Source organism: Polaromonas sp. P1_E11, assembly GCF_056405995.1.
Genome location: NZ_JBFUBA010000004.1, coordinates 217,712 through 236,211 on the forward strand (window position 1 = coordinate 217,712; position 18,500 = coordinate 236,211).

General features: G+C 62.4%; 13 protein-coding genes. 8 read left to right on the plus strand and 5 right to left on the minus strand.

The window, feature by feature from the left end:
- Positions 1–17: 17 nt before the first annotated feature.
- Positions 18–1,253: an MFS transporter gene (locus AC1D11_RS16555; RefSeq protein ID WP_477646751.1), complete on the minus strand. Its 1,236-nt coding sequence runs from the start codon at positions 1,251–1,253 to the stop codon at positions 18–20.
- Between the two features lie 210 nt (positions 1,254–1,463).
- Here AC1D11_RS16555 and uvrA point away from each other — a divergent pair, with 210 nt between their 5' ends.
- Entirely contained in the window at positions 1,464–4,502 is a 3,039-nt protein-coding gene (uvrA, locus tag AC1D11_RS16560; RefSeq protein WP_477646752.1) for an excinuclease ABC subunit UvrA, read from the plus strand.
- Positions 4,503–4,567: 65 nt separating this feature from the next.
- A complete protein-coding gene (locus AC1D11_RS16565; RefSeq protein ID WP_477646753.1) occupies positions 4,568–5,497 on the plus strand; it encodes a DMT family transporter in 930 nt (309 codons plus the stop codon).
- On the opposite strand, the gene AC1D11_RS16570 is transcribed toward AC1D11_RS16565, so the two are convergent.
- On the minus strand, positions 5,487–6,929 hold the full coding sequence (locus AC1D11_RS16570; protein ID WP_477646754.1) for an MFS transporter: 1,443 nt from the start codon (positions 6,927–6,929) through the stop codon (positions 5,487–5,489). The two genes, AC1D11_RS16565 and AC1D11_RS16570, sit on opposite strands and share 11 nt — an antisense overlap.
- Before the next feature lie 157 nt (positions 6,930–7,086).
- Here AC1D11_RS16570 and AC1D11_RS16575 point away from each other — a divergent pair, with 157 nt between their 5' ends.
- Complete coding sequence (locus AC1D11_RS16575) at positions 7,087–7,989, plus strand: LysR family transcriptional regulator (RefSeq protein WP_477646759.1); 903 nt, start codon at positions 7,087–7,089, stop codon at positions 7,987–7,989.
- A 658-nt stretch (positions 7,990–8,647) separates the two neighbouring features.
- Here the strand turns inward: AC1D11_RS16575 and AC1D11_RS16580 are convergent.
- Positions 8,648–11,647: an L-glutamate gamma-semialdehyde dehydrogenase gene (locus AC1D11_RS16580; protein ID WP_477648309.1), complete on the minus strand. Its 3,000-nt coding sequence runs from the start codon at positions 11,645–11,647 to the stop codon at positions 8,648–8,650.
- 109 nt (positions 11,648–11,756) lie between these two features.
- Here AC1D11_RS16580 and AC1D11_RS16585 point away from each other — a divergent pair, with 109 nt between their 5' ends.
- From AC1D11_RS16585 to AC1D11_RS16595, 3 genes are all read left to right on the plus strand, one after another.
- Positions 11,757–12,236, plus strand: a complete 480-nt coding sequence (locus tag AC1D11_RS16585) for an Lrp/AsnC ligand binding domain-containing protein (protein WP_457281549.1) — start codon at positions 11,757–11,759, stop codon at positions 12,234–12,236.
- Between the two features lie 193 nt (positions 12,237–12,429).
- Positions 12,430–13,572, plus strand: coding sequence for an ABC transporter substrate-binding protein (locus AC1D11_RS16590; protein WP_477651119.1), 1,143 nt, complete (start codon positions 12,430–12,432; stop codon positions 13,570–13,572).
- Positions 13,573–13,651: 79 nt separating this feature from the next.
- Positions 13,652–14,212: a DUF3617 domain-containing protein gene (locus tag AC1D11_RS16595; RefSeq protein ID WP_477648307.1), complete on the plus strand. Its 561-nt coding sequence runs from the start codon at positions 13,652–13,654 to the stop codon at positions 14,210–14,212.
- Between the two features lie 154 nt (positions 14,213–14,366).
- Here the strand turns inward: AC1D11_RS16595 and AC1D11_RS16600 are convergent, their stop codons facing one another.
- A complete protein-coding gene (locus tag AC1D11_RS16600; protein WP_477651120.1) occupies positions 14,367–15,086 on the minus strand; it encodes a YggS family pyridoxal phosphate-dependent enzyme in 720 nt (239 codons plus the stop codon).
- A 48-nt stretch (positions 15,087–15,134) separates the two neighbouring features.
- On the opposite strand from AC1D11_RS16600, the gene AC1D11_RS16605 reads away from it, so the two are divergent.
- Together AC1D11_RS16605 and AC1D11_RS16610 are read left to right on the plus strand one after the other, a co-directional pair.
- The gene (locus AC1D11_RS16605) at positions 15,135–16,178 is read left to right on the plus strand and encodes a type IV pilus twitching motility protein PilT (protein ID WP_477648305.1); all 1,044 of its coding nucleotides are present in this window, start codon (positions 15,135–15,137) and stop codon (positions 16,176–16,178) included.
- Between the two features lie 188 nt (positions 16,179–16,366).
- Complete coding sequence (locus tag AC1D11_RS16610) at positions 16,367–17,503, plus strand: PilT/PilU family type 4a pilus ATPase (RefSeq protein WP_477651121.1); 1,137 nt, start codon at positions 16,367–16,369, stop codon at positions 17,501–17,503.
- On the opposite strand, the gene AC1D11_RS16615 is transcribed toward AC1D11_RS16610, so the two are convergent.
- Positions 17,500–18,447: a LysR family transcriptional regulator gene (locus tag AC1D11_RS16615; RefSeq protein ID WP_477648303.1), complete on the minus strand. Its 948-nt coding sequence runs from the start codon at positions 18,445–18,447 to the stop codon at positions 17,500–17,502. The two genes, AC1D11_RS16610 and AC1D11_RS16615, sit on opposite strands and share 4 nt — an antisense overlap.
- Between the last annotated feature and the right edge of the window lie 53 nt (positions 18,448–18,500).

Here is an 18,500-nt window from a genome sequence, read left to right on the forward strand (position 1 = left end):
TCTAACTTAGAGCTAACTTAGAGTTTAACTGGCTGGCCCGGTGCGGCGCCATGGCTGCCTGTAACAGCGGCGGCCCCGTGCCGGCCAGGCGCTGTCATGGGCCAGGCGACCAACAGCCACAGCAGCATCAGGCCGCCGCACACCGCAAAAAGCCCCTCGGCCCCCTGCGTTTTGGTGATCCAGCCGCCGACGGCCCCGCCGGCAAAAAACCCCAGCGACTGCAAGGTGTTGTAAACCCCCAGCGCCGCGCCGCGGGCATGGGCTGGCGCCACCCGGGAGGCCAGGCTGGGCTGGGTGGCCTCGAGGATGTTGAAGCCGCAAAAAAACAGGAACAGCAGCACGGCCAGAATGCCCAGACTGGCCGGCGCCGAGGTAGACGATGCCACCCAGAGCAAGCCCAGCTGAACCAGCAGGACCAGGCCGACAGCTCCCAGGAACACGGCGCGCAGGTAGCCCCTTTTTTCCAGCGGAAACAGCGTGGCCCCCATCACCCCAAAAGAGGCCAGCACCGCCGGCAGGTAGACCTGCCAATGCGCGGCCTTGTCGAGTCCGGCATTCACCAGCAAAGCCGGGATCGCCACCCACATGGCCAGCTGCACGGCATGCAGCACGAACACGCCGAAATTCAGCCGCAGCAGCGCGGTGTCCTTCAGCACCTCCGCCACGCTGCCGCGCGGCCGGTTGACGTGCTCCACCGGTTCGGGTGGCACCCACCAGACGACCACGGCAATGCCGCCCAGTGCCAGCGCGCCAGTCAGGGCAAACAGCCCGTGCAGGCCGATAGCGCCGGCGAGCAGGGGCGCGGCCAGCAGCGAAAGCGCAAACATCAGGGCAATGCTGCCGCCCACCAGCGCCATGGCCTTGGTACGCACTTCGTCGCGGGTGGAGTCGGCCAGCAGGGCCGTAACGGCAGCCGAAATGGCCCCCGCCCCCTGCAACGACCGGCCGGCGATCAGCCAGTTCAGGTCGGGCGCCCAGGCGGCGATCAGGCTGCCCAGCGCAAAAATGACCAGGCCGCAAACAATGACACGCTTGCGCCCCCACCAATCCGAAGCGATCCCAAAAGGAATTTGCAGGATGCCCTGCGTCAGGCCGTAAATACCCATGGCCAGGCCAATCCGGGCCGGGTCATCGCCCCCCGGGTATTTGGCCGCCTCCAGCGCAAACACCGGCAGCACCAAAAAGAGGCCGAGCATGCGAAGCGCAAAGATCGAAGCCAGCGAAACGCTGGCGCGCCGCTCGGTAGCGGTCATGGGAAACGACGTGGGGGCTGTAGGCGCAGTCAAGTGGAATAAAAGGGCAAAAGCGGCCAAAAAATAGCTAAAAAAGATCCAAAACGGGGCAAAACCCGGGATTGACCGACTGGGAGCGGCAAGCCCCGGCAGCCCGTGGCTTGCCCAACCGGCTATTGTGCTTGAAACGGTGCTTCGGTCTATGATGGAGAGTTTTGCGGCTGGCACATCTTGAACTCTCCTGACGACAGCAAATACCTTGCCAAAGTGCTCGCGGCCCAGCGGATCAGCATCCGCGGCGCGCGCACGCACAATCTCAAAAATATCGATCTCGATATTCCGCGCAACCAGCTGGTGGTGATTACCGGCTTGAGCGGGTCGGGCAAGTCGTCTCTCGCCTTTGACACGCTGTACGCCGAAGGCCAGCGCCGCTACGTTGAGAGCCTCTCCACCTATGCGCGGCAGTTCCTCCAGCTCATGGACAAGCCCGACGTAGACATGATTGAGGGCCTGTCGCCCGCGATCTCCATCGAGCAGAAAGCTACCTCGCACAACCCGCGCTCCACCGTGGGTACGGTCACAGAAATCCACGATTACCTGCGCCTGCTGTTTGCGCGGGCCGGCACGCCCTATTGCCCAAACCACGACCTGCCGCTGCAGGCCCAAAGCGTCAGCGAAATGGTCGACACGGTGCTGGCGCTGCCCGAAGACACCAAGCTGATGATCCTGGCGCCGGTGGCGCGCGACCGCAAGGGCGAATTCGTGGACGTGTTTGCCGAGATGCAGTCGCAAGGCTATGTTCGCTTTCGCGTCGACGGCACGGCCTATGAGTACGACGACCTGCCCAAGCTCAAGAAAACCGAGAAGCACAACATCGATGTGGTGATTGACCGCATCAAGGTGCGCGCAGACCTGCAGCAACGCCTGGCCGAAAGCTTTGAGGCCGCGCTGCGCCTGGCCGACGGCAAAGCGATTGCCATGGAAATGGACACCGCCAAAGAGCATCTCTTCAGCGCGAAGTTTTCCTGCCCTGTCTGCGACTACTCGCTGAGCGAAATGGAGCCGCGGCTCTTCTCGTTCAACTCGCCCGTCGGCGCCTGCCCCACCTGCGACGGTCTCGGCCATATGGAATTTTTCGACCCGGCGCGCGTGGTGGCCTTTCCGTCGCTGAGCCTGGCCAGCGGCGCTGTCAAGGGCTGGGATCGCCGCAACGGCTACTACTTCTCGATGCTGGAAAGCCTGGCAAAGCACTACAAATTCGACATCGACACCGCCTTTGAAAACCTGCCCGACAACGTGCGGCAGGTTGTCCTGTACGGCTCGGGCGAGGAAGAAATCAAGTTCAGCTACGTGATGGATTCGGGCAACTTTGCCGGCAAGAAGATCGCGAAAAAGCATCCCTTCGAAGGCGTCATCACCAACTTCGAGCGGCGTTACCGCGAAACCGATTCTGCTGCCGTGCGCGAAGAACTGTCCCGCTATCGCAGCGTGCAGCCCTGCCCTGACTGCGAAGGCACGCGTCTGCGCACCGAGGCGCGCCATGTGTACCTGGTGAGTGCGCCTGAAGACGGCGTTGACGCATCGGCGCCCGATGGCACCAAGCCTGGGCGCAAGGCGATCTATGAAATCAGCCACTCAACGTTGCGCGAGAGCTTCGAGTATTTCAACGCGCTGAAGATGCAGGGCGCCAAGGCCGAAATTGCTGCCAAGGTAGTGCGCGAGATCGGCCTGCGCCTGAAATTCCTCAACGACGTGGGCCTCAATTACCTGAGCCTGGATCGCAGCGCCGAGACACTGTCGGGTGGCGAGTCCCAGCGCATTCGCCTGGCCTCGCAGATTGGTTCTGGCCTGACCGGCGTGATGTACGTGCTCGACGAACCCAGCATCGGCCTGCATCAGCGCGACAACGACCGCCTGATCGGCACGCTCAAGCATTTGCGCGACATCGGCAACAGCGTGCTGGTGGTCGAGCACGACGAAGACATGATCCGCGCGGCCGACCACGTGATTGACATGGGACCGGGTGCCGGTATCCACGGCGGGCGCGTGATGGCGCAAGGCACATTTGACGAAGTCAAGAACAACCCCGACTCGCTCACAGGCCAGTACCTGGCGCAAACGCTGAAGATCGCCGTACCCAAACACCGCACCCCCTGGCTGCCGACGGTCAAAGCTGTAGAAGCTGCAGAGAAAAAGAAAACCTCGCGCTTTCCGCAAAGCCCGGCCGCTGAACGCCGCGCCGCGCGCGAAGCCGTGCACCAGGCCACGCTGGGCGACATGCAGGCGCTGCGCGTCATCAACGCCACCGGCCACAATTTGAAGGGCGTGAGCGTCGAATTCCCGGTGGGCCTGCTCACCTGCGTGACCGGCGTATCGGGGTCGGGCAAATCGACGCTGGTCAACGACACGCTGTATGCCGCTGTGGCGCGCACGCTGTACCGAGCCCATGAAGAGCCCGCGCCGCACGAAGCCATTGAAGGCATCGAGCATTTCGACAAGGTCATCAACGTTGACCAGTCGCCCATTGGCCGCACGCCGCGCAGCAACCCGGCCACCTACACCGGCCTCTTCACGCCGATCCGCGAACTGATGGCCGAGATGAACACGGCGCGCGAACGCGGCTATGGCGCCGGAAGATTCAGCTTCAACGTGGCCGGCGGCCGCTGCGAAGCCTGCCAGGGCGACGGCGTGGTCAAGGTCGAAATGCACTTCCTGCCCGACGTGTATGTACCCTGCGATGTCTGCAAGGGCATGCGCTACAACCGCGAAACACTGGAAGTACAGTACAAGGGCAAGAACATCGCGCAGATCCTCGACCTGACCGTCGAGGTGGCCGCCGAGTTCTTCAAGGCCGTGCCCACCATTGCGCGCAAACTGCACACCCTGCTCGACGTGGGCCTTTCCTACATCAAGCTGGGCCAGGCCGCGACCACGCTCTCGGGCGGCGAGGCGCAGCGCGTGAAGCTTGCGCTGGAATTGAGCAAACGCGACACCGGCCGCACGCTGTACATCCTCGATGAACCGACGACCGGCCTGCACTTTGCCGACATCGACCTGCTGCTCAAGGTGCTGCACCAGCTGCGCGACGCGGGCAACACGATTGTGGTGATCGAGCACAACCTAGACGTCATCAAGACGGCCGACTGGCTGATAGACATGGGGCCCGAGGGTGGTGCCGGCGGCGGCACGGTGGTGGGTGTCGGCACACCGGAAGACATCGCTGCCAATGCGGCCAGTCATACCGGGCGGTACCTGGCGCGCCTGCTCTGAGTTTCCCTGCCACGTCCAGGTGCCTGCCGCGCCCGGACGCGGCCTTCTTTTCACGGAATCCCGGTTTGAACAGCTCCACCTTCTTCACCCAGCGCAAGGTCGTTTTTCTGCTGGCCTCCTTGTGCTGCCTGCTCTGGGGCAGCGCCTACCCGGCCATCAAGAACGGCTATGCGCTGTTTCATATTGCCGCCAACGACATTCCCTCCAAGCTGGTGTTTGCGGGTTGGCGCTTTATTTTTGCCGGCCTGGTGCTGCTGGTGTTCGCGGCCATCAGCAAGAAGCCGGTGTTCCAGCTGGGCCGCCGCACCTTCGGCCAGGTGGCGCTGGTGGGACTCACGCAAACGAGCTTGCAGTACGTCTTCTTCTACATCGGCCTGGCGTACGCCACCGGCGTGAAGAGCTCGATCATGAATGCGACGGGCACCTTCTTCAGTGTGCTGCTGGCGCATTACATCTACAAAAATGACCGTCTCAGCTTCAACAAGGTGCTGGGTTGTGTGGTGGGCTTCGCCGGCGTCATGGTGGTGAACTTCAGCGACGGCCTGCTGGCTTTCGACTTCACGCTGCTCGGGGAAGGTTTTGTGGTGATCGCCGCCTTTGTGCTGTCGGCCGCCAGCATTTACGGCAAGAAGGTGTCGCAGCGCGTGGATTCGGTGGTGCTGACGGGCTGGCAACTGGCCATAGGCGGCCTGGCCCTGCTGCTGATCGGTGTTGCCACCGGCGGAACGCTGTCGGGCTTCACGCTCAAGTCCACTTTGCTGATGGTGTATCTGGTGGTGCTGTCGTCGGCCGCATTTTCGCTGTGGACGATTTTGCTGAAGTACAACCGGGTCAGCATGATCACGGTGTTCAATTTCATGATACCGATTTTTGGGACACTGCTGTCGGCGGTGTTTCTGGATGAGCGCTTCCTGGAGTGGAAAAACGGCCTGGCCTTGTTGCTGGTTTGTTATGGGATCTGGCTGGTGACGAAAGAAGAGAAAGTTACCGGTTGAGCCTGGGTTTTCCGCGCACGCGGCCCCCAACAGCAATGGTGATTGCGATGGCAACCAGCACCGTTGCAACCGCGAACGTGACCTGCATGCCGGTGGCAACAGCCCCGGCACCCGCGGTGGTGATGTCCGCCGCCGAGGCAAACGCGAACACGGCCCCCATCGCGGAGGCCCCAGTCATGAGCCCCAGGTTGCGCGACAGGTTGAGCATGCCGGAAATAACACCCCGCTGGTCCGAAGGAATGTCCGTCATGACAGCCGTGTTGTTGGCGGCCTGGAACAGCTGATATCCCGGGGTCAGGATGAAGATGGCAGCCACGTAGCCCGCAACACCGAACATCGCCGGAAGCGCGGCCAGCGCCGCTGCGCCGGTGGCCACGGCGATGAGCCCGGCAAGGGCGATGAACGGCGCACCCAGGCGGTCGACCATGCGGCCGGCCGGAACACCGCTCAATGCGGAAATGACAGGCCCCATCGACATGACGATGCCGACCAGCGCGGCGTTGAGGCCGAGGGCACGGGACAGGTAAAACGGGCCGATGACAAGCGTCGCCATCATCACAGTCGCAACGAGCGTGTTCATGGCGAGGCTTGCACTCAAGCCTGGAGCGCGGAACGTCGCGAGCCGGATCAGAGGGGATTTCGCTTTCGACTCGACGAGCACGAAAAAGCCAACGCCGATGACAGCCGCCAGCAGCAGCGCCATGTTGAGCGGACCGAAATGACCGCGCCCTGTTGTCATGGCCAAGGCGTAGGCTGCGAGCGTCAGGGCCAGCAGCAGTGTGCCCGGGTGATCAAAATGGGGGCGATCCTTCTTCCCTTCCTTGCGGTCAGCAGGCAAGTAGCGACGCGCCAGGAAAAAAGTCAGGATGCCCAGCGGTACGTTGATGAAAAATAGGGCCTGCCAGCCCGATACGGCGATCAGGACACCGCCCAGCGATGGCCCCAGCGCGGTGCCAACAGCGGACATCGTGCCGAGCAGCCCCATGGCACTGCCGGTTCTGGCCTTTGGAACCGCTTCGCCGACAAACGCCATGGTGAGCGCCATCATCACGGCCGCCCCCAGTCCTTGCGCAGCCCGGGCGGCAACCAGCAGCCAGAGCGTGGGCGCGACACCGCACAGGACCGAGGCCACCGAGAACAGGAAGATGCCGGCCAGCAGCAAGCGCCTTCGGCCTATCAGGTCCCCCAGCCGTCCGGCGCTGACGATCAGGGCGGTGATGGACAGCAGGTAAGCCAGGACCACCCACTGCACTTCCTGAAAAGAGGCGTTGAACGCCTGAGCCAGCGCCGGCAAACCCACGTTGGCGATGCTGGTGCCGAGCGAGGACAGCAGCATGGACAGCGAAAGACTGGCCAGCACCCATCGGACCGACGGCGCCGGTTCCGCGTTGGCGCTTGTTGATGGGCGGGTGGGTGCAAGGGGAGTGGTCAAGGTAGTCCAGTGGGCAAGCGGTAAAGGGGTTGTGGCTCCCCGAAATGGAGCTCTCCGGGAGCGTAGTTCTTTACCTGACATGGCGGAAGACGCACCATTTGCACTTTATGAGTGCGTTTAACGCCATGTCATGGCCAAATTGCGCTATGGTCGATGCATGGCTGCGCCCGATTTCAACCTTCTTGTCACCCTGGATGTGCTGCTCGCGGAAGGCAGCGTGGCGGGCGCAGCCCGGCGCCTGCGGCTGAGCCCGTCAGCGATGAGCCGGGCGCTGGCCCGATTGCGCGAAACGACCGGCGACCCGCTGCTGGTCAGGGCTGGGCGCGGTCTTGTTCCCACGCCGCGGGCCGTCGAACTCCGTGAGCGCGTCAGTCGGCTCGTGCAAGACGCAGAAGCGGTGCTGCGCCCCGCCAAAAAGCTCAAACTCAAACAGCTGGTCCGCACGTTCACGCTGCGCACGCGTGAAGGTTTTGTGGAGAACTTCGGGCCAGAGCTTATTGCACGCGTTGCGAATGAAGCACCCGGCGTACGGCTGTGCTTCGTACAGAAGCTTGACAAGGACAGCACGCCGCTTCGCGACGGGACCGTCGACCTGGAAACCGGCGTGGTGGGAAAGACGGCGGCACCGGAGCTGCGCGTGCAGGCCTTGTTCCGGGACCGGTTCATCGGCGTCGTACGAATGGGACACCCGCTGGGCGAGGGCGAGGTCACGCCCGCCCGCTACGCCGCCGGCAGGCATATCGACGTCTCGCGGCGGGGCCAGGGCAAGGGGCCGGCGGATGAAGCCTTGCACCCGTTCGGGCTCGAAAGGGAGGTCGCCACCATCGTCGGCGGCTTTGCGGCGGCACTGGCACTGGCCCGGGCTTCCGACCTGATCGCCACGGTTCCTGAACGGCACACCGGAAACCTGCGCGCCGGAATGCACAGTTTTGCGCTGCCGGTCTCCACGCCGGAGATCACGGTGTCGTTGCTCTGGCATCCGCGGCTGGATGCGGATCCGGGGCATCGGTGGCTGCGGGGGTGTGTTCAGGAGGTTTGTGGGGGGCGGCCCCTCGCCTGATCGAGCGGTTGGTGATGTTGTGGCCGCGCTTTTTTCTGAGAGCTGCTGGCCGGGGGTTGCCCGGCGGCAACTCACTTTTCTTTTGCTTCGCCAAAAGAAAAGTAAGCAAAAGAAAAGGCGACCCTGCTGTCTGCGTCCCTCCGCTTCGCTGCGGGCAACCTGCGGTGCTCGGTCCAGGCGGGGTCTCGCTCGAACTCGCTACGTTGCACTTCGCTCAGACAATCGCGATCCCTGATCCGCCTGAACCTGCGCTCCTCGGCGCAGACAGAAGGGGTGATCGGGACTGAAGACAAATACCAACTCCAATACCAATACCGACAAGGACACGCCATGGCGTGTCCTTGTTTCTTCTGGTATTCGGTTTTGTCTTTGGCTGTTTGGTATTCCTGTCTCCACCCCCTTGTGGATGCGCCGAGGAGCGGAGGTCCAGACGGATCAGGGCAAAAACTTGTTTGAGCGAAGCGAGTTGTTTTTGACCCCGGCTGGACCGAGCACCGCAGGTTGCCCGTAGCGAAGCGCAGGGACGCAGGAACCAGGGTCGCCTTTCTTTTGCTTACTTTTCTTTGGCGAAGCAAAGAAAAGTGAGTAGCTGCCGGGCTACCCCCGGCCAACCACCCTCAGCAAAGTACGCCCCGTCAGAACAAGCAGCGACCCGCCGTCAAGCCCCTCCAGCCAGCAGCGCCGCATTCCCCCCCGCAGCCGTCGTATTCACAGTGACAGTCTGCTCGGCACAAAAGCGATACAGGTAATGCGGTCCACCCGCCTTGGGGCCCGTGCCGGACAGGCCTTCTCCGCCGAAAGGTTGCACCCCGACCACCGCGCCGATCATGTTGCGGTTCACATAAATATTGCCGACGTGGGCGCTGGCCGCGAGTGCCTGTGCACGCGAGTCGATGCGGGTCTGGATACCGAGTGTGAGACCGTAGCCCAGCGCGTTGATCTGTGCGATCACGGCCTCCGGCGTGGCCAGCTCGCCGCTGCCCCAGCGCACGATCTGCAGTACGGGGCCGAAGATTTCGTCTTTCACTTCGGCCAGGCTGCGCACTTCAAAGGCTGCGGGCGGGATGACATTTGCTATTGAATCAGGAGCTGCTTGTGCCCGTCCTTCATGGCTCACAAGCACTTTTGACGTTGAACCCAGGCGTTCCAGATGCTTCTGGATGTTGTCAAAGGCTTCGCGGTCGATCACCGGGCCGACGTCCGTTGCCAGGTCGGCCGTCTCGCCCACCACCAGCTCCTGCGCGGCGCCCTTGATCATCTCGATCACGTGGTCGGCGATGCCCTCATGCACACACAGCAGGCGCAGCGCCGAGCAGCGCTGGCCGGCAGAGCGGAACGCGCTCTGCACCACCGCGTCGGCCACCTGCTCGGGCAGGGCCGTGCTGTCCACCAGCATGGCGTTGATGCCGCCGGTCTCGGCAATCAGCGGGACGATGGGGCCGTCTTTGGCGGCAAGCGCGCGATTGATGATCTTGGCGACCTGGGTGGAGCCGGTAAACACCACGCCGGCCACCTGCGGTGCAGCCACCAGCGCGGCGCCCACGGTGTCGCCAGCGCCGTGCGCCAGTTGCAGCGCCCCTTCGGGCACGCCGGCCTGGTGCAGCAACTTCACCGCCTCCCAGGCCACGCCGGGCGTTTGCTCGGCGGGCTTGGCCAGCACAGCGTTGCCGGTAGCCAACGCCGCCGCGACCTGGCCGGTAAAGATGGCCAGCGGGAAATTCCAGGGGCTGATGCAGACCCAGACGCCGCGCGCCGACAGGCGCAGCTCGTTGGTTTCACCGGTGGGGCCGGGCAGCGCGACCGGCTGCATGATGCGCTCGGCCTCATTGGCGTAGTAGCGCAGGAAGTCCACCGCCTCGCGCACTTCAGACACCGCATCGCCCCAGGTCTTGAAGGCCTCTTTCACCAGCAACGCGCAGAACTTCGGCATCTGCTGCTCCATCGCGGCGGCGGCCCGGCGCAGGATGGCGGCACGCTCGGCAACGGGTACTTTGCTCCATTTTTGATAGCTGCTTGCGCCCGTCATTATTGCCTTGGCGGCCGATTTAGCATCAAACTCCGGCACCACGGGAGCCGGCGTGGTCGCCAACGCGGCCAGCAGCGGTGCGCGCATGCTCTCGACCGTGAGGTCCAGCCCCAGGCTGTTGGGCCGGGCCGGGCCGTACAGCGCGGGTGGCAGCGGCAGTGAAGATTCGGGCTCCAGCCGCAGCGGCGACGTCAGCAGCTCGCCCATGCCGACCGACTCGTCGGCCAGCTGGTGCACAAACGAGGAGTTGGCGCCGTTTTCCAGCAGCCGGCGCACCAGGTAAGCAAGCAGGTCGCGGTGCGCGCCCACGGGCGCGTACACGCGGCAGCTGATCAGCGGATTCTTCAGCACCTCGCGAAACACGCCCTCGCCCATGCCGTGCAGGCGCTGCAGCTCGAAGGGAACTGCGTTGCGCGACGCCATCTGCAAAATCGCCGCGATAGTCGCAGCGTTGTGGCCGGCAAACTGCGGGTAAATAGCGTCCGGCACGGCCAGCAAGGCCTGCGCGCAGGCCAGGTACGACACATCGGTGTGGTGCTTGTGCGTGAACACCGGGTAGTGCGGCAGGCCCATCTCTTGGGCGCGCTTGATTTCCGAATCCCAGTACGCACCCTTGACCAGGCGGCACATCAGGCGCAGTTTGTATTTACGGGCAATGGCAGCGATGTGTTCGATCAGCTCCAGCGCGCGGGTCTGGTAGGCCTGCATTGCCAGGCCGAAGCCCTGCCACTGAGGGTGGTGCTGGGCCACCAGCGCGGCCAAAGCCTCAAACACATCCAGCGACAGCTCCAGCCTGTCGACCTCTTCGGCGTCGATGGTGAGGTTGATATTGGCCCGGGCTGACAGCTCGCACAGCCCCCAGACGCGCGGCACCAGCTCCGCCATCACGCGTTCGCGCTGGGCATCTTCGTAGCGCGGGTGCAGCGCGCTGAGCTTGATGGATATACCGTCGTTTTGCTCGGTAGCGCCCGCCGGACGAGCGCCAGCAGCTATTGATTTGATAGCGTTTGTGTAACTGGCGAGATAGCGCAACGCGTCGTCATCGGTACGCGCGCCCTCGCCCAGCATGTCGTAGCTGAAACGCAGGTTGGGAATTTTTTTGCGGCTGTCATCGGCCTCGGCCATCGCATCGGCAATGGTTTGCCCGAGCACAAACTGCCGGCCGAGCAGCTGCACGGCACGCAAGGTCGCCGCCACCACCGTGCGCGCGCCCAGCTTGCTCATGATGTGGGGTTGGCCGCCTTCCGGCAGGAATTTCTTGGACATGGCGATGGCCGAGGCCGACAGGCGGGCCATCACTCCGTCGCCAGCGCTGTCGAAATCGGCCCGGCCGAGCTGGTCAGCCGTCAGGGCAATCGCGGTTTCGGCGTCCGGCACACGCAACAAGGCTTCGGCCAGCCGCATCAGGGCCAGGCCCTCCGCGCTGGAGATCGGGTATTCCTTGAGCAGGCTTTCCATCGCCCAGAACGGTGGCGGGTTGTCACGCACGGCTTGCACCCAGGGCTGGGCGGAGTGCGCCGCGGCCGCCCAGTCGAGCGCCCCGGCGAGGCGCTGCAGGTGCGCGGCCACGATGTCGGCTTCGGGGCGGTACGGGAAGGGCAGGCGCGGAGATGCAGGCTTCAAGTGGTTCATGGAGGTTTTCACGGTAAATGGCGGTTATTCAGTCAATACGATGATGTTCTGTTGAATGTTGCTGAATTTCCCGCTAAATTTACGAAATTCACCGAATAATTCACTACACATGTTTGAAGCCTCACCCGAAATTGACCGCATTGACCTGAAAATCCTGAATGTCCTGCAGCAGGACGGCCGGATTTCCAACCTCAAGCTCGCCGAGAGCGTGGCTCTGTCGCCCACTGCCGTGCTGGCCCGCGTGCAGCGTTTGAGCCGGGACGGCTACATCCTGGGTTATGAAGCCCTGCTCAACCCCCTCAAGCTGGGCGCCGGAATGATGGTGTTTGTCGAAGTGCTGCTGGACCGCACCACGCCCAACGTGTTTGAAGCCTTCAAGGCGGCCGTACAGGTCCACCCGGAGATCTCCGAATGCCACATGGTGGCCGGCGGCTTTGACTACCTGCTCAAAACCCGCATGGCCGACATGGTGGCCTACCGCTCTTTTGCCGGCACCGTGCTGTGGCAGCTGCCGGGTGTGCGCGAAACCCGCACTTATGCGGTGATGGAAGAGGTGAAAAATACCACCCGGCTGGCGCTGGGGGTCTAAGCCGACACCCGTGCCCGCCTGAAAAAGCCGTATTGGCAGCACTTTTCTCACGAATTCCCGCGCAAATCCAGCCGCACCCGGACTAACCGCGTTGCCAAGCCGTGCGCATTGGACTACCTTGCAATGCACACATATGCAATGAGTTGCATATATAGATGGCGAAACCATCGCCACAAAAAAACGGAGGTCCCTGATGAAAAACAAGCCATGGTGGCGTTTGGGCGCAATGCTGGGGGTGCTTGTCGCCACCGCAGTGCAGTCGGCGGAAGTCGGCGTGACGGATACCGAAATACGGGTCGGGCAATTCGCCGCCCAGACCGGCCCCGCCGCCGAACTGGGCAAGCGCATGCAGCTGGGCATATTGGCGCACTTCAATGCCGTCAATGCCGCCGGCGGCATTAACGGCCGCACCCTCAAGCTCGTTTCACGGGACGACGGTTATGAACCTGAAAAGGCCGCTGCCGCGGTCAAGGCCCTGATCGAAGAAGACAAGGTGTTCGCGCTGATCGGTTCGGTCGGCACACCCACCACCCTGGCCGCGGTGCCGGCCATCAACGCGGCAGGCATCCCGCTGGTGGGCCCGTTCACCGGCGCACAGGGCCTGCGCGAGCCTTTCAACCGGAACCTGTTCCACGTGCGCGCCAGCTACTTTGACGAGACCGAGCGCATCGTGCAGCACCTGAGCACCGTCGGCATCACCAAAATCGCGGTCTTCTACCAGAACGACTCTTATGGCAAGGCCGGGCTGGAAGGCGTGATGCGGGCGCTGACCCGGCGCAACCTCAAGCCGGCTGCCAGCGTCACGGTCGAGCGCAACAGCGTGGATGTTGCCGCACCGCTGGCAGAAATACTCAAGGTCACGCCCGAGGCCGTGATCCAGATCAGTGCCTATAGGTCCTGCGCCGCGCTGATCCGGCAGGCACGGGCCAAGGCCTACGGCGGCCAGTTTTTCAACGTGAGTTTTGTCGGCTCGAAGGCGCTCGCTGAAGAGTTGGGCGACACCGGGGCGGGCGTGACCATTTCGCAGGTGATGCCATTCCCTTACACACCCTCATCGGCCATCGTGCGTGAATACCAGCAACGCATGGCTGAGGGTGGCCACAAGGACTTTGACTTCTCCAGCATGGAAGGCTTTCTGGTGGCCAAGGTTTTTACCGAGGGCTTGCGCCGGGCCGCCGGCAAGAACCTGACCCGTGAGAGCCTGGTGACGGCGCTGGAGTCCATGCGCGACTACAACATGGGTGGCTTCACCGTGAATTACAGCCCCCAAAATCACGAGGGCTCCCGCTTCACCGACCTCACCATCATCGGGCGCGGCGGAAAATTCATGCGCTGACGGCACCCGAGCTTGCAAAACGGCCCATGCTGGCAATAATGCGGGCTCATCCCCTGTTTGCCATTCACCAGGAACACCCATGAAGCTTTCCACCCCCTTTCCAGCCGCCCTTGCCGCTTTCACGCTGGCCCTGTCCGCCGGGGTTTCTGCACAGACCACCAAACCAGGCCTGTGGGAAATGACGAGCAAGATGCAGTCAAGCTCCGGCGAGATGGAAAAAGCCATGGCCAACATGGAAAAGCAGCTGGCCAGCATGTCCCCCGAGCAGCGCAAGCAGATGCAGGACATGATGGGCAAACAGGGCATGTCCATGGGCCCCGGCGGCGGCATGAGCATGAAGATGTGCATCACCAGGGAAATGGCCGAGCGCAACGAAATGCCCCAGCAGCAGCAAGGCGACTGCAAGACCACCCAGTCGCCGCGCAGCGGCAACACCGTGAAGATCTCTTATGTGTGCACCCAACCCCCTTCCAGCGGCGAAGGCGTGATGACCTTCAACGGCGACACCGCCTACACCATGAAGATGAACACCACGACCACCGTCAAAGGCAAGCCCGAGAAGATGACCATGGATGCTGCAGGCAAATGGCTGTCAGCTGACTGCGGCAACATCAAACCCATCGCGCCACCCAAGAAATAGCCTGATCAGAAGATCGCATGGGACGCTGTGCCAGCAGCGAATCCACAGGGCATGTCTTCACCAGCAGGGGCCGAGGAACCGGCTTTGCCGGGCCTCAGGCGCAGCGGCCCCCTCGGGGGGCAGGGAGCTACACGAAGTGAGCGACCGTGGGGACCTATCTCTTGCCGAAGATCGCAGTGCCTACACGGACCATGGTGCTGCCCGAATGGATGGCGGCCTCCAGGTCGGCGGTCATGCCCATTGACAGCGTATCCATGGGTGCAGGCAACGCCCCTGAAGCATTGATTTCGTCAAAAATGGCTTTTGTCCGCTCGTGGACGGCGCAGGCAGCTACAAAATCGATAGCAGGCTCCGGTATCGCCATCAAGCCGCGCAAGGTGAGGTTCGGCAGCTGCACAACCGCCTGCGCCAGCGCCAGGACATCCTCGGGCGCCACGCCCGATTTGTTGGCGCCGCCATCCACATTGACCTGCAGGCAGATCTGGAGCGGCGGCAAATCAGGCGGCCGCTGCTCGCTCAGCCGCTGGGCGATTTTGAGGCGATCGACCGACTGCACCCAGTCAAAATGCTCAGCCACGAGACGGGTCTTGTTGCTCTGAACCGGGCCAATGCAATGCCATTCCAGCGCAATCGCAGTGCCCTGCGCCCCGGCGCCTTGCCAGGCGCGGAGGGCGGCAATTTTCTCTACGCCCTCCGTGACGTAGTTTTCGCCGAAGGCACGCTGCCCATCCGACGCGGCGTCGATCACGGCGTCCGCACCGAAGGTTTTGGAGACCGCCAGCAGCCGCACGCTCGCCGGATTGCGCCCGGCGGCTACGCAGGCCGTGGTTATCCGGTCACGGACAAGCTGGAGATTGCGCACAATCGTGGTCATAATCGAACTGTAAACTTAGTTTGAAAACCATTTTCAAAGGGTCCCGGGATGGATATCACGCAGTTGCTGGCTTTCAGCGTCAAGAACAAGGCGTCTGACTTGCATTTGTCGGCAGGCTTGCCGCCCATGATCCGGGTTCACGGCGACGTGCGGCGCATCAACATCGATCCGCTGGACCACAAGCAGGTGCATTCCATGGTGTATGACATCATGAACGACACCCAGCGCAAAACCTACGAAGAGTTCCTGGAGGTCGACTTCTCGTTCGAAATTGACGGACTGGCGCGCTTTCGCGTCAATGCCTTCAACCAGAATCGCGGGGCCGGTGCGGTGCTGCGGACCATTCCATCCAAAATCCTGACGCTGGAGCAGCTCAACGCTCCCAAGATTTTTGGCGACCTGGCCATGAAGCCGCGGGGCATGGTGCTGGTCACCGGCCCTACCGGCTCGGGCAAGTCGACCACACTGGCCGCCATGGTCAACTACCTGAACGAAAACGAGTACGGCCACATCCTGACGGTGGAAGACCCGATCGAATTCGTGCACGAATCCAAAAAATGCCTGATCAACCAGCGCGAGGTCGGCCCGCACACCCTGAGCTTCAACGCCGCGCTGAAGTCGGCCCTGCGGGAAGACCCGGACGCCATCCTGGTGGGTGAAATGCGTGACCTGGAAACCATCCGGCTGGCCATGTCAGCCGCCGAAACGGGCCACCTGGTCTTCGGCACGCTGCATACTTCCAGCGCCGCCAAAACCATCGACCGGATCATCGACGTGTTCCCGGCTGAAGAAAAGGAAATGATCCGGTCCATGCTGTCCGAGTCGCTGCAGGCCGTGATTTCGCAGACATTGTGCAAAACCAAGGACGGTACGGGCCGCGTGGCCGCACACGAAATCATGCTGGGCACCAGCGCCATCCGCAATTTGATCCGCGAGGCCAAGGTCGCCCAGATGTATTCATCCATCCAGACCGGCAACAGCGTGGGCATGCAGACGCTGGACCAGAATTTGACGGAGCTGGTGAAACGCAATGTGATTTCCGCTGCGGAAGCTCGCGGCAAGGCAAAAATCCCGGAAAACTTCCCCGGCTAGAAGCTATGGCCCCCACGCTTTTCACTTCGAGCCTACGGCGCGCTGCCCCTTTCCTTACGCATGGGGCCGCTGCGCCTGCGGCCCGGCAAAGCCGGTTCCGCGGCCCCTGCTTGATTAAAGAGAGAACCACCGTCACCCATCCTGCCGAGTTTCCGGCAACGACAGAGTTTGTTTGAAAGGAGTCGCAAATGGAACGCGACCAGGCCAGTAAATTCATCAATGATCTGCTGAAACTCATGGTCAGCCGCAATGGCAGCGACCTGTTCATCACGGGCGACTTCCCGCCGGCCATGAAAGTCGACGGCAAGGTGACCAAGGTGTCGCCGCAGCCGCTGAACGCCAACCACACGCTCGCCCTTGCCCGTTCCATCATGAACGACAAGCAGGCCGCCGAATTCGAACGCACCAAGGAATGCAATTTCGCCATCTCGCCGCCCGGCGTGGGCCGCTTCCGTGTTAACGCGTTCATTCAGCAGGGCAAGGTCGGCATGGTGATGCGGACGATTCCGGCCGTGCTGCCCACCATCGACGGGCTGGGCGTGCCCCAGGTGCTCAAGGAAGTGGTGATGAGCAAGCGCGGCCTGACCATTTTGGTGGGCTCTACCGGTTCGGGTAAATCCACCACGCTGGCGGCCATGGTCGACTGGCGCAACGAGCAGTCGTTCGGCCACATCATCACGATTGAAGATCCGGTGGAATTTGTCCATGCGCACAAGAACTGCGTGATCACGCAACGTGAAGTGGGCCTGGACACCGACAGCTGGGAAGCGGCCCTGAAAAACACGCTGCGCCAGGCGCCCGACGTAATCCTGATGGGAGAGATCCGCGATCGCGAAACCATGGAACACGCCATCGCATTCGCGGAAACCGGCCACCTGTGCCTGGCCACCCTGCACGCCAACAGCGCCAACCAGGCGCTGGACCGCGTGATCAACTTCTTCCCAGAAGAGCGCCGCACCCAGCTGCTGATGGACCTTTCGCTCAATCTCAAGGCCATGATTTCGCAGCGGCTGGTGCCCAAGCAGGACGGCAAGGGCCGTTTTGCGGCGGTGGAGGTCATGCTCAACTCGCCGCTGATCTCCGACCTGATCTTCAAGGGCGAAGTCTCCGAAATCAAGGAGATCATGAAAAAGAGCCGCAACCTGGGCATGCAGACTTTCGACCAGGCGCTGTACGACGCCTTCGAGAGCCACTTCATCACCTACGAAGATGCCTTGCGCAACGCCGACTCGGTGAACGACCTGCGCCTGCAGATCAAGCTCAACTCGCAACGCGCCAAGTCCGTCGACCTGGCTGCAGGCACAGAAAACTTCGCTATCGTCTAAGCCGCTGAACTGCCGGCGTTGTTCCGGCCAGAGGCTGAGTTGGAAGGGCTAAAGGCCGCGAAGCAGACCTGAAGGTAATCGATAGTGGCCCGGATTTTGGGAGCCCGATGTCGTTCGGCCAGAATCACCGCATCAATAGAATAGGCACCGCTCACCGTGTGCCGGGCCAGCACTGGCTTTAACCGGCCTTGCGCCACCAGCTCGCGGCCGATAACGTCGTTGATCCGGGCAATGCCGGCTCCCGCCAAGGCCAGTGAAACCACCGCGGCGCTGCTATTGACGCGCAACTGCCCCTGCACCGCCAGCGGGATGACGACTGCGTTTTCTTCGAAGGTCCATTGATTGTGGGTAATCGAAGTGGTATTTGATATCAGACTGTGCAATTGAAGATCTGCCGGCGCACGCGGAACGCCATGCTTCTTGAGATACCCGGGTGAGGCGTACAAGGCACGCCCATGGCTTCCAAGATTGCGGGCAACGGCCGTCTGCGCAGGTGCAACACCCGCCCTCACGACGATATCCATCGCCTCATCGGCCATGCTGACAAGCCGATCATCCAGATGCAGGTCTATTTTCAATTCCGGGTGCAAGGCTCGCAGCTTGCCCAGCCGGGGAATCAGTACGTATTCAGCAAGAATCTGGCTGATGCTCAAGCGGACCGTTCCCACCACTGAACGGCTTCGGCTGGCGAAGCTGTTTTGCAATTGCCTGTGTTCGGCAAGGATGCGCTGGGCATATTCAAGGAAGACCTCACCTTCGTCAGTGAGAGAGAGGCTGTGAGTGGTGCGGTGCATCAGCCGCAGGCCGCATTGAGCCTCCATGCGCGCGAGCGAACGCGACATATGGCTGGCCGCGACGTTGCGCTCCCTCGCTACTGTCGAGAGCGACTGGGCAGATGCAAGCTGCGCAAACAGCGAGAAGTCGTCAAGGCTGAGGTTTTTCATGCTTGTGCAGATTTGACACAAGCATTATGCATTCAGAGGGATTTCCAGCCGCC